Source organism: Amycolatopsis sp. NPDC051061, from assembly GCF_040682935.1.
In the GTDB taxonomy this organism is placed as follows: domain Bacteria; phylum Actinomycetota; class Actinomycetes; order Mycobacteriales; family Pseudonocardiaceae; genus Amycolatopsis.
In genome coordinates this window covers 94,509-106,995 of the sequence record NZ_JBFBBZ010000016.1, presented here as the reverse complement: position 1 = coordinate 106,995, position 12,487 = coordinate 94,509, and the positions used below count along the sequence as shown (strand labels likewise).

At 70.4% G+C, this 12,487-nt stretch carries 9 protein-coding genes and 1 tRNA gene; all 10 read left to right on the top strand.

Annotation, left to right across the window (positions count from 1 at the left end):
- The first annotated feature begins 258 nt into the window (after nt 1-258).
- Nucleotides 259-332: transfer RNA gene (locus tag AB0N03_RS22840), tRNA-Arg, on the top strand.
- A 193-nt stretch (nt 333-525) separates the two neighbouring features.
- Nucleotides 526-1,638 (top strand): VWA domain-containing protein, encoded by a 1,113-nt coding sequence (locus tag AB0N03_RS22835; protein ID WP_364375060.1) that lies wholly within the window; start codon nt 526-528, stop codon nt 1,636-1,638.
- The gene (locus tag AB0N03_RS22830; protein ID WP_364375058.1) at nt 1,631-2,743 is read left to right on the top strand and encodes an XdhC/CoxI family protein; all 1,113 of its coding nucleotides are present in this window, start codon (nt 1,631-1,633) and stop codon (nt 2,741-2,743) included. The genes AB0N03_RS22835 and AB0N03_RS22830 overlap by 8 nt, the downstream gene beginning before the upstream one ends.
- Nucleotides 2,744-2,948: 205 nt before the next feature.
- Nucleotides 2,949-3,473: a (2Fe-2S)-binding protein gene (locus AB0N03_RS22825; RefSeq protein WP_364375056.1), complete on the top strand. Its 525-nt coding sequence runs from the start codon at nt 2,949-2,951 to the stop codon at nt 3,471-3,473.
- A complete protein-coding gene (locus AB0N03_RS22820) occupies nt 3,473-5,914 on the top strand; it encodes a molybdopterin cofactor-binding domain-containing protein (RefSeq protein ID WP_364375054.1) in 2,442 nt (813 codons plus the stop codon). Before AB0N03_RS22825 ends, AB0N03_RS22820 begins: the two co-directional genes overlap by 1 nt.
- Nucleotides 5,911-6,765, top strand: a complete 855-nt coding sequence (locus AB0N03_RS22815; protein ID WP_364375052.1) for a xanthine dehydrogenase family protein subunit M — start codon at nt 5,911-5,913, stop codon at nt 6,763-6,765. The genes AB0N03_RS22820 and AB0N03_RS22815 overlap by 4 nt, the downstream gene beginning before the upstream one ends.
- Nucleotides 6,766-6,852: 87 nt before the next feature.
- Complete coding sequence (locus AB0N03_RS22810; protein WP_364375050.1) at nt 6,853-7,608, top strand: SRPBCC family protein; 756 nt, start codon at nt 6,853-6,855, stop codon at nt 7,606-7,608.
- Between the two features lie 384 nt (nt 7,609-7,992).
- On the top strand, nt 7,993-9,288 hold the full coding sequence (locus tag AB0N03_RS22805; RefSeq protein WP_364375048.1) for a GGDEF domain-containing protein: 1,296 nt from the start codon (nt 7,993-7,995) through the stop codon (nt 9,286-9,288).
- A gap of 111 nt (nt 9,289-9,399) precedes the next feature.
- Nucleotides 9,400-10,467 (top strand): NAD(P)-binding domain-containing protein, encoded by a 1,068-nt coding sequence (locus AB0N03_RS22800; RefSeq protein WP_364375045.1) that lies wholly within the window; start codon nt 9,400-9,402, stop codon nt 10,465-10,467.
- A gap of 459 nt (nt 10,468-10,926) precedes the next feature.
- Nucleotides 10,927-12,480 carry a discoidin domain-containing protein gene (locus AB0N03_RS22795; RefSeq protein ID WP_364375346.1) on the top strand — a complete coding sequence of 518 codons (1,554 nt, stop codon included), beginning with the start codon at nt 10,927-10,929 and terminating at the stop codon, nt 12,478-12,480.
- Nucleotides 12,481-12,487: the final 7 nt, after the last annotated feature.

Here is a 12,487-nt window from a genome sequence, read left to right as displayed (position 1 = left end):
TGTCCACAAAGGACCGTGGTTAATTGCGTTGACCGGTTCGGCGGGCTCCGGCATGCTTTTTCCAGCACAGCAGGCCACCCCACCGAGAGGAGGAGATCGTGACCGAAGCCCGGCAACACCGATGCGGCGCGATCTCCCGCGCCGTTCGCTGAATCTTCCTGAAGGCTCTTCGCGCCCACCCCTCGCTACTTCGGGTCGGCTGCGGCGAAGAGCGCGGTCTGCGCCTGCCCGGGGAGGGGCGTGCGCGCAGACCGCCCCGTCCCGGTAGCTCAGCAGGACAGAGCGCGGCGCTACGAACGCCGAGGTCCGAGGTTCGACTCCTCGCCGGGACACAGCGACATCGCCCCAACCCGAGACAGTCACGCGCCGAGCCGCAATCCCGCGTGCCGCCGGCCTCGATCCCACGCCCCGAACCCACCGGACCGGCCGCCACCGCCCTCATCGCGCAGCCCCGCGAGCACTCCGCGCCACCCGCGGCCGAGGCTCTCCTCAGCCCTCCAGCACCGGCGAGCGCACAATGGAGTCATGACCACCGCCGCCGATCCCGTCGCCGGGTACGCCGGGTTCGCCGCCGCCCTCCGGGATGCCGGGGTCGCCTGCGATGCGCGCCGCGTGCAGGCCTACCTGGCCGCCGTTGCCGAGGTCGATGTCGCCGAACCCACCCAGCTCTACTGGGCGGGCCGCCTCACGCTGTGCTCCGGTCCCGACGACCTCCCCTGCTACGAAGAGGCCTTCAGCCAGTGGTTCTCGATCGAAACCACCACCCCGCAGCGCGCGAAGTCCGCTGCGCCGAAACAAGCCCGGATCGCGCCGCTCGTCGATGCCGGAGGCTCGGACGCCGAGGGCGGCGATGGTCCTGAGCAGCTGAAAGTCGCCGCGAGCGCGCAGGAAGTCCTGCGCCACCGCGACCTCGCCGCGCTCACCACCGCCGAACGCGAACACCTCCGCGAACTGCTCGCCACCCTGAAGCCCGCGCTCCCGAGGCGGCCGGCCTCGCGAAGGACCCCGGCCCACCGCGGCCGGCTCGATCCCTCCCGGACGCTGCGCGCGATGCTCGCCAGCGGCGGCGAACCCGTGAAACTCGCGTACGTCCGGCGGGCGAGCAGGCCGCGCCGGGTCGTGCTGCTCATCGACGTCTCGGGTTCGATGAGCCCGTACGCCGACGCCCTCCTCCGGTTCGCCCACGTCCTGACGCGGGCGGCGCCCCAGTCCGTCGAGGTCTTCACCCTCGGCACGCGCCTGACCCGGGTCTCGCGCCAGCTGCGTCAGCGCGACCCGGAACGCGCGATGCTCGCGGCGGGTTCGGCGGTGCCGGACTTCGCCGGCGGCACCCGGCTCGGCGAGACGCTGCGGGCGTTCCTCGACCGCTGGGGTCAGCGCGGCGTGGCCCGCCGCGCCGTGGTCACCGTGTTCTCCGACGGCTGGGAGCGCGGCGACACCGGACTGCTCGGCGAGCAGCTCGCCCGCCTGCGCCGGCTCGCGCACGCCGTATTCTGGGTGAATCCGCACGCCGGCCGTGCGGGGTACGCTCCGGTCCAGTCGGGCATCGTGGCCGCTTTGCCCCACATCGACCGGCTGCTGGCCGGGCACACCCTGGCCACTTTGGAACGACTGCTCGGGGAGATTTCCGATGCGTGACGTACTGGACGACGTGTTCCGCCGCTGGTCCGACGGGGAAACCGTGGGACTCGGCACCGTGGTCGCGACCTTCTCGTCGGCGCCGCGCGCGCCCGGCGCCGCGATGGTCGTCGCCCCCGACGGGACCGTCGCCGGCAGTGTCTCCGGCGGCTGCGTCGAAGGCGCGGTCTACGAGCTCGCGCAGGAGGTCGTCGCCGAGCGCAAGCCGGTGCTGCAGCGCTACGGCGTCACCGACGACGACGCGTTCGCGGTCGGCCTGACCTGCGGCGGGATCATCGACATCTACGTCGAGCACGTCGACCGCGCGTCGATGCCGGAGCTCGGCGACGTCGTCGCGTCGGTGCGCGGCGGCGAGCCCGTCGCGGTCGTCACGGTCATCGAGCATGAGCGCGAAGGCCTGGTCGGCGAGCACATGATCGTCTGGCCGGACCGGACCGTGGGCTCGCTCGGGTCGTCGCGGATGGACGACGCCGTGGCCGACGACGCGCGCGGCCTGCTGGCCAGCGGCCGCACCGGCACCCTGCACTACGGCCCGGACGGGCAGCGCCGCGGCGAGGGCATGGCGGTGTTCGTCAACTCCTTCGAACCGCCGCCCCGGCTGCTCGTGTTCGGCGCGATCGACTTCGCCGCCGCGATGGCGCGCATGGGCGCCTACCTCGGCTACCAGGTCACGGTCTGCGACGCGCGGCCGGTGTTCGCCACCAGCAGCCGCTTCCCGGACGCGCACGACGTCGTCGTCGACTGGCCGCACCGCTACCTGGAGGCGGAGGCCGCGGCCGGCCGCATCGACCAGCGCACGGCCATCGCGGTGCTGACCCACGACCCGAAGTTCGACGTGCCGCTGCTGGAGGTCGCGCTGCGCCTGGACGTCGGCTACGTCGGCGCGATGGGGTCCCGCAAGACGCACGACGACCGTTTCGCCCGCCTGCGCGAAGCCGGGATCACCGAGCCGGAGCTGGAAAGGCTGTCGTCGCCGATCGGTCTCGACCTGGGCGCGCGCACCCCGGAGGAGACGGCGGTTTCGATCGCCGCGGAAATCATCGCGTTGCGGTGGGGTGGCGGCGGAAAGCGCCTTGCTGAGTTGACGGGGCGCATTCACGGCTGACTACTCCGGGTGGCCCACAAAAGTTCACCCATCCGGACTTCCGCACATACGGCGTTCGACCGACGATTCCCGCGTATCTGCGGAACAAGTAGTTGAACGTGTGACATCAGGACTTGTCCGCGCGAAGGTCGCGTAGCACGCTCGGAGGTCTGTGAGCCCGATCACGGTCGGGCGGGCCGTTCCCGAACCGGCTTTTGGAGGCCTGATGCGCATCACCGTCACTGTCGACGGGACGAAGTACACCGACGAAGTCGAGCCCCGCACCCTGCTCGTACACCACCTGCGAGAGAAACTGGGCAAGGTCGGCACCGTCGTCGGCTGCGACACCAGCAACTGCGGCGCCTGCACCGTCCACCTGGACGGGCACAGCGTGAAGTCCTGCTCGGTGCTCGCCGTGCAGGCCGACGGCTGTGAGGTCACCACCATCGAAGGCCTCGCCCGCGACGGGCAGCTGCACCCCGTGCAGAAAGCGTTCCACGACAACCACGCGCTGCAGTGCGGGTTCTGCACGCCCGGCATGATCATGCAGTCGATCGACCTGCTGGCCGACAACCCCGATCCGGACGAACAGGCCGTCCGCGAAGGGCTCGAAGGCAACCTCTGCCGCTGCACCGGCTACCAGAACATCGTCCGCGCGGTCCGCGACGCCGCGCAGAACATGAGCCCCGGCGCCGGCCCCGAAGCCGAGCGGATCGCCGAGACCAAGCACGCCGGCGTGGGTGGTGACTGATGACCGCCACGATCGAACCGGAGGTCGGAAAGTCCCGGCGCCGCAAGGAAGACGAGCGGCTGATCACCGGCCGCACCCGCTGGACCGACAACATCACGCTGCCGGGCCTGCTGCACATGGCGATCCTGCGCAGCCCGTTCGCGCACGCCAAGATCGTCTCGATCGACACGTCGGCGGCGAAGGGCGCGTCCGGCGTCGTCGCCGTGTACACCGCGAAGGACCTCGACCCGGACAGCTCGATCGGCATGCCCTGCGCGTGGCCGATCACGCCGGACATGAAGGCGCCGCGCCGTCCGGTGCTCGCCGCCGACCAGGTCAACTTCGCCGGTGAAGGCGTCGCGGTCGTCGTCGCACGCTCGTCGGCCGAAGCGCACGACGCGCTCGAGGAGATCGACGTCGAGTACGACGAGCTCCCGGTCATCCTCGACATGGAAGCCGCGATCGCCGACGGCGCCCCGCTGGTCCACGAGGACCAGGGCAGCAACACCAGCGCCGTCTGGAAGTTCGACTCCGCCGAGGCCGGCACCGGCGGCAACGTCGAGGACGCGATCAGCGGGGCGGAGGTCGTCGTCAAGCGCCGCTTCCGCCAGCAGCGCCTGATCCCGGCGTTCATGGAGCCGCGGGCGTGCGTCGTCGACCCGACCAGCACGCAGATCACCATGTGGTCGGCCACGCAGATCCCGCACATCCTGCGCGTGATGTCGGCGCTGACACTCGGCATCCCCGAGCACAAGCTGCGCGTGATCGCCCCGGACGTCGGCGGTGGCTTCGGCGGCAAGATCGGCGTCCTGCCGGAAGAGATGATGTCGCTGCTGGTCGCGCAGAAGCTCGGCAAACCGGTCAAGTGGAACGAGACGCGGTCGGAGACGATGCTCGCCGCGCACCACGGCCGTGACCAGATCCAGGACATCACGATCTCCTCGACCCGGGACGGGCAGGTCACCGGCCTCAAGGTCGAGCTGCTCGCCAACCTCGGCGCGTACAACGGCCTCGTCGGCACCGGCGTGCCGATCCTCGGGGCGTTCATGTTCAACGCGATCTACAAGATCCCGGCGTACCACTTCGCGTGCACGAACGTGTACACGACGACGACGCTGACCGACGCCTACCGCGGCGCCGGCCGGCCGGAGGCGACGTTCGCGATCGAGCGGATCATGGACGAGCTCGCCGTCGAGCTCGGCATGGACCCGATGGAGCTGCGCGAGAAGAACTGGATCAAGCACGAGGAGTTCCCGTACACCACGGTGGCCGGGCTGACCTACGACTCCGGCAACTACGAGGCCGCCACCGAAAAGGCCAAGCAGCTCTTCGACTACGACGGCCTGCGCGCCGAACAGGAGAAGCGCCGGGCGTCGAAGGACAAAGTACAGCTCGGCATCGGCATCTCGACGTTCACCGAGATGTGCGGGCTCGCGCCGTCGCGGGTGCTCGGCTCGCTGGACTACGGCGCCGGCGGCTGGGAGCACGCGGCGATCCGGATGCTGCCCACCGGCAAGGTCGAGGTCATCACCGGCGCGTCCGCGCACGGGCAGGGCCACGAGACGGCGTGGAGCCAGATCGTCGCCGACCAGCTCGGCGTCGCGTTCGAAGACGTCGAAATCATCCACGGTGACACGCAGTCGTCGCACAAGGGCATGGACACCTACGGCTCGCGGTCGCTGGTCGTCGGCGGGATCGCGGTCGTCAAGGCGGCGGAGAAGGTCGTCGCGAAGGCCAAGCCGATCGCGGCGCACCTGCTCGAATGCGCCGAGGACGACCTCGAGTTCGCGAACGGCAAGTTCACGGTGAAGGGCACGGACACGTCGACCGGCATCGGGGACGTCGCGCTCGCGGTGTTCGCGGCGCACAACCTGCCGGACGGCGTCGAGCCGTCGCTCGACTCGGACGCGACGTTCGACCCGGAGAACTTCTCGTACCCGCACGGCACGCACCTGTGCGCCGCCGAGGTGGACACCGAGACCGGGCGGATCAAGCTGCGCTCGTACGTCTGCGTCGACGACGTCGGGGTCGCGGTGAACCCGCTGATCGTCGAGGGCCAGGTGCACGGCGGGCTCGCGCAGGGCATCGCGCAGGCGCTGTTCGAGGGCACCGAGCACGACGACAGCGGCACGCTCACGACCGGCACGTTCGCCGACTACCTGTTGCCGTCGGCGGCCGACCTGCCTTCGTTCACCACCGACCGCACGGAGACGCCGTCGACGACGAACCCGCTCGGCGCCAAGGGCGTCGGCGAAGCGGGCACGATCGCGTCCACGCCGGCGGTGGTCAACGCCGTGATCGACGCGGTGCGCCACTACGGGGTGAACGACATCGAGATGCCGTTGACACCGATGCGGGTGTGGCACGCCATGCGGCACGGCACCACCGACGCCGGCGGCCCCGGCCGCGACGAAGCCGGCGGCGGCCTCGGTTCCATCGACGCCACCGGAGGTGCGCAGTGATCCCGGCTTCCTTCGACTACGTCCGCCCGTCCACAGTGGACGAAGCGGTGCAGGCGCTGGCGTCGGCGGGCGAGGACGCCAAGGTCATCGCGGGCGGGCAGAGCCTGCTACCGGTGCTGCGGATGCGGCTGGCGGCGCCGACGACGCTGGTCGACCTCGGGCGCGTCGCGGAGCTGCGCGGCGTGCGCGAGGACGGCGACACGCTGGTGATCGGCGCGATGACCACGCACTACGACGTCCAACGGGACGCGCTGGTCGCCGAGCACGCGGCGCTGCTCAAAGAAGCGACGGACACGGTCGCCGACCCGCAGATCCGCCACCGGGGCACGCTGGGCGGCGCGATCGCCCACGCCGACCCGGCCGGTGACCTGCTGGCGCCGGTGCTCGCGCTGGACGCTTCGCTGGTGGTGGCCGGGCCTTCGGGGCGCCGGACGGTGCCGGCCGCGGAGTTCTTCCAGGACCTGTTCACCACGGCGCTGGCCGCGGACGAGCTGCTGGTCGAGGTCCGCGTGCCCAAGCACACCGGGTGGCGGGCGCACTACGAGAAGTTCAACCGGGTCGCCCAGGCGTGGTCGATGGTCGCGGTGGCGGTCACCGTCCGTACCGAGGCCGGTGTCATCGAGGAGGCTCGGGTCGCGCTGACGAACATGGGTTCGACCCCGATCCGCGCATCGGGCGTCGAGTCGGCGCTGGTCGGGGTCCAGGCTTCGGCCGACTCGATCGCCGCGGCGGCTTCGCACGCGGCGGAGGGTACGAACCCGCCGGTCGACAGCAACGCGGACGTCGAATACCGCCGTCACCTGGCCCAAGTGCTGACGGGCCGGGCGATCGCGGCGGCGGCCGGGGCCTGAGGTTCGGTTCGTCCCCCTGGCCGCCGCTCCGGCGGCGGCTAGGGTGGGCACCGGACACCTCAGGTCTGGCAGAGAGGAGGTCGGCCCGTGCGGCTCGACCACGAATTCACCGTCCCGGCTCCGATCGGCGAGGTCTGGCAGGCGGTCGTCGACCCCGAGCGCGTCGCCCCGTGCATGCCGGGCGCGACGCTGACGAAGGTCGAAGGGGACAAGTTCAGCGGCACGGTGAAGGTCAAACTCGGGCCGATTTCGTTGTTGTACAAGGGAAACGGCGAGTTCTTGGAAAAGGACGACACCGCGCACAAGGTCACGATCAAGGCATCGGGCAAGGACTCCCGCGGCTCGGGCACGGCGGCGGCGACGGTGACGTTGACCTTGACGGAGGCCGAAGGCGGCACCCATGGCACGGTGGCGACGGACCTGTCGATCACGGGCAAGCCGGCCCAGTTCGGCCGCGGCCTGATCAGCGAGGTCGGCGGCAAGATCCTCGACACGTTCGCGGGGTGTTTGTCGGACAAGCTGGCCCCATCGGCATCGCCCGCTCCGGCTCCCGCGGCCGAGGCACCGACGCCCGAGCCGACGGCCACGCCGGAACCGGTGGCCAAGCCGGCTCCCGCGGTGAAGGCCGCCCCGACGACGGCGGAGATCAACACGGACCCGAAGCCGTCCTCGGCATCGTCGGATCGCCCGCCGCTGCGCAGCGTCCCGGCGGCCCCGGAGACGGAAGCGATCGATTTGCTCGACTACGCGGGGCAGTCGGTGTTGAAGCGGCTGGCACCGGTGGTGCTGGGAATCGCGGCGGTGGTCGGATTGGTGGCGATCGTCCGGGCGCTGCGGAAGTAGCGCGTTGGCGGTGGGCCGGAGCTGCGGGCGGGGAAACTGAGCTGGTGCTGTTCGGCCGAGCCGGATTCGCGCCGCGTGGCTGAGCTGTGTCGCCGTGATTCTTCGTCGGTCCTGGCCGCCGGTCGTCCGTGCGCCCGGGATCGCGGCGGTGGGATCCCCACTTCGGCGTTCTCGCGCCCGGATTCCCGCGGCGATGATCCGGTCGTGAGCCGCTGAGCTGGTCGGATCTACCCTGCGCGGGTGTTCGGGCAGGTGCGTTGCCCGCAATTCGCCCGGACTGGCGACGCGCGTCGTCGGAACGGCTACGCTGGGCTACCTGGTCGGCCGAACTTCGCGCAAGGGGTACGTCACGATGCCGGTCCGTCACTTCTGTGGCTTCGGCTCTTGAGAGCCCTGGCCGCCGTGCGCCGGGAAGCGCTTTCCGCCTGGCCGGGCTGGCCCGCGCGGTGGGAGATGTGGGCCGGGGCGAAAGGCCGCTGGATCACCTACGCGCTCGGCTGTGAGCTGGTCGCCGTCGTGGCGACCGGGGGCGCGCTGGTCACCGGGTTCGGCGGGCCCGTGCGGCCGGTCTGGTTCGCGGTGCTGGTCGCGCTCGGCGTCGCCCAGGCCGAGATGTCCCGCCGCATCGAGCGGCTGCGGCGGTGGATGAGCGGGCAGACCCACATCAACGTCACGTCGGTCTGGTACCTCGCCGGCGTCGTCCTGCTGCCGCCCGCCTGGGTGGCGCTGCTGGCTGTCGTGCTCTACACGCACCTGTGGGTGCGCGTGTGGCGTCAGGTCCGTACGCGGCCTGCGCACCGCTTCGTCGCCAGCACGGCTTGGGCGATGCTCTCGTGCTTCGCTGCTTCGTCCGTTCTCGCGGTGTCCGGGTTGCACGGGACGCCGTTGCAGACCGCCCGCGGGCTGTTCGCGCTCTGCCTGGCCGCCGCGGTGTTCGAGCTGGTGAACATCGGCCTGGTCGCCGCCGGGATCTACCTCTACACGAGCCAGCGCTCGGCGGCCGACCTGATCGGCACCTGGGAGGACAACGCTTTCGAGATCGCGACCCTCTGCCTCGGCGGGCTCGCCGCGCTGGCGCTGGCCGAGCAGCCGGTGCTGGTGGTGTTCGTCGTCGCGCCGTTGCTGCTGCTGCATCGCTACCTGCTGCTGAAACAGCAACTGCAGGTCGCGGCGGTCACCGACGAGAAGACGGGGCTGCTCAACACGGCCGGCTGGCACGATTCTGCGGTACGCGAACACACCCGCGCGCAGCGGCGCGGCCCCACCTCCACCGGCTTCGCGGTGCTGATGATCGACCTCGACCACTTCAAGCGCATCAACGACACGTACGGCCACCTCACCGGCGACGACGTCCTGGCCGCGGTCGCGGTGGCGATCTCCGGTGCGGTGCGCCAGGGCGACACGGTCGGCCGCTTCGGCGGCGAGGAGTTCGTGGTGCTGCTGCCGGGCAACGGCCGCGCCGACGTGCTCGGCATCGCCGAACGCGTGCGGGCGGCGGTGGGGGACCTGAACGTGGTGATCTCGACGGGCAGCGGGACGGTCCGGGTGAGCGGGTTGTCGGTGTCGATCGGGGTGGCGCGCCACCCCGAGGCGGGGCCGACGCTGGACGACGTGCTCCGCTCGGCTGACGCTGCCTTGTATCGAGCCAAGGAGGCTGGGCGGAACCGCGTTGCCGTGTGACGCGCGGTGCTCGGTTTGGCCGGGTCGGGCTGGCTGCGGTGTGGCCGTGGAGGCCGGCGCCGTGTGATGCAAGGCGCGAAATACCGTCGGCAGTCAGCCGTTGAACCACACATGAGCGGTGCGGATCACGAGACCGACGTCGTGGTGATCGGTGCGGGGCAGGCGGGACTCTCGGCCGCCTACCACCTGCGCCGGGCCGGGTTCGCCAACAACGCCGGCTTCGTCGTGCTCGATCATGGGAAGCGGGCCGGGGGCGCGTGGCAGTACCGATGGCCCTCCCTGGTGCTCGGCAAGGTGCACGGCATCTACGACCTGCCCGGCATGGCGTTCGGCAGCCCGGACGTGACGCGCCCCGCCTCCGAAGTCGTCTCGGAGTACTTCGCGCGCTTTGAAAGCGTCTATGACCTCCCGGTGTTCAGGCCCGTCGACGTCCAGTCCGTGACGCGGGCGGGGAAGCGGTTGGTGGTTTCGAGCCCGGCCGAGTCCTGGGCCGCCCGGGCCGTGATCAGCGCTACCGGCACGTGGGACCGGCCGTTCTGGCCGCGCTACCCCGGCCAGGAGACCTTCGCCGGCCGTCAGGTGCACACGGCGGACTACACCGGCCCCGAAGACTTCCGCGGCCGGCGGGTCGTCGTGGTCGGTGGTGGGGCGTCGGCCGTTCAGCTACTCATGGAGTTCGCCCCGCTCGCCCGCGCGACGGCGTGGGTGACCCGGCGCCCGCCCGTGTGGCGCGACGAGCCCTTCAGCGAGAACTGGGGACGCGACGCCGTCGCGAAGGTCGACGAGCGGGTGCGGGCCGGGCTGCCGCCGGAGAGCGTCGTGAGCGTGACCGATCTCGCCGTCACGCCGGAAGTGCGCGCCGCGCGCGCCGCCGGGATCCTCGACCGGCGGCCGATGTTCGAGCGGATCACGCCCGACGGCGTCGCGTGGGCCGACGGCTCCCGATTCGACGCCGACGTCATCCTCTGGGCGACGGGTTTCCGCGCGGCGATCGACCACCTCGCGCCGCTGCACGTCCGCGAAACCGGGGGCGGGATCCGGATGGACGGCACGCGTGTGGTGCGTGAGCCGCGGCTGCACCTCGTGGGGTACGGGCCTTCGGCGAGCACGGTCGGGGCGAACCGGGCGGGACGCGCCGCGGCCACCGAGATCAAGAGGCTGCTGAGTTCGGACGGCTGAGGTCATACATCCGAAGCTACCCGAACATCTGTACGAAGATCATCGCTGGATCGGGTGAACTCCGGCGTCGGGACACGACGAAGTTTTGGCGTGAAACAAGGGAAACGACGCGGGTGGATGGGCGCCGCCCCCGGTTCCCACGCTACCCCCGGCCACCGACAAACCGGCGGCGAACCGGGAAAGGCCGGACGTCTGCGGTACGCATCCCGCGGTACGGGGCAGTGTGCCGATCATCGGCAACCACTCTGACCTGCGAGTATCCCCGGAAACTCACCCTCTTGACCGATTCAACGACAAGACACGTCTTGTCACCCGAAACCGGTCACCGATACAGTCCACTTAGTTAGGAAACTTTCCTAACAGTCCCATCCGACGCCGCAGCCCACCAGCCACCGCCAGGCCCAGAAGGAGCGCGACGTGCCGTCGACCCGCCTACGAACATTCACCCGCCTCACCCCCGTGGTAGCGGCGATCACCCTGGTGCCCGGAGCGATCGCCGCGGCCAGCACCGCGCAAGCCGATGCCCTGCTCTCGCAGGGAAAACCCGTCGCGACCTCCACCGTCGAGAGCTCGTCGTACGCCGGTGCGAAAGCCGTCGACGGCAGCACCACCACCCGGTGGGCCAGCGTCGAAGGCGCCGACCCGCAGTGGCTGCGGGTCGACCTCGGCCAGTCCGCCGCGATCCACCGCGTTCTTCTGAACTGGGAAGCCGCCTACGCCAAGAAGTACCGCATCGAAGTCTCCGACGACGGCACGAACTTCACCGCCGCCACCACGGTCGACAACGGCGACGGCAAGACCGACGACCTCGCCCTGAACGCCCACGGCCGGTACGTCCGCTTCGTCGGCGTCACCCGAGCGACGAGCTACGGCTACTCCCTCTGGGAGATGCAGGTCTTCGGCACCACGGACTCCTCCGGCGACACCCAGGCCCCGACCACCCCGGTCGGCCTCACCGCCGGCACGACCACCGCCACCAGCGCCGCCCTGACGTGGAGCGCCGCCACGGACAACGTCGGCGTCGCCGGGTACGACATCCTGCGCGACGGCACCGCCGTCGCCACCAGCACGACCCCGTCCTACACCGACAACGGCCTCACGCCCGACACCGGCTACTCCTACGCCGTCCGCGCCCGCGACGCCGCCGGGAACGTCTCGGGCACCAGCACGCCGGTCACCGTGAAGACCCAGGCGGGCAGCGGAACCGGCTTCGTCCTCGCCGCGGCCGGTGACATCGCCGAACGCTGCACGTCGAGCAGTTCGAGCTGTGCCCACGTGAAGACCGCGAAACTCGTCGACGCCATGAAGCCCGCGGCCGTGATCACCATGGGGGACAACCAGTACGACGAACCCACCCTGTCGGATTTCAAGAACTACTACGACAAGACCTGGGGCAAGTTCAAGAACATCACCCACCCCATTCCGGGCAACCACGAGTCCTACTCGAAGTTCACGGGTTACGAGGACTACTTCGGCGCCATCGCCAAGCCGCAGGGAAAGCGGTACTACAGCTGGGAAATGGGCAACTGGCACTTCATCGCCCTCGACTCCAACGACTTCACCACGCACGACGACTTCGCCGAGCCGCCGCAGATCACCTGGCTCGAGCAGGACCTGGCGAACAACAAGAAGGGCTGCGTCGCCGCCTACTACCACCACCCGCGGTGGAGCTCCGGTGACCACGGCGACAACCCCGACAGCATCGAGCTGTGGAACCTCATGACGGCCGCCAAGGTCGACCTCGTCCTCAACGGTCACGACCACGACTACGAGCGGTTCGTCCCGCAGAACGCCGACGGCAAAGCGGACGCAGGAGGCCCGGTCGAGATCGTCGGCGGCTCCGGTGGCGCGAACCTCTACGACCTGAGCCCGGCCCACGCGACGACCGCCAAGCTGCTCAAGACCTTCGGCGTCCTCAAGCTGTCGATGACGGACACCTCGTTCCAATCGCAGCTCATCGGCGTCGACGGCAAGGTCCTCGACAGCAGCCCGACCTACCCCTGCCACCAGTAGGAGCGGG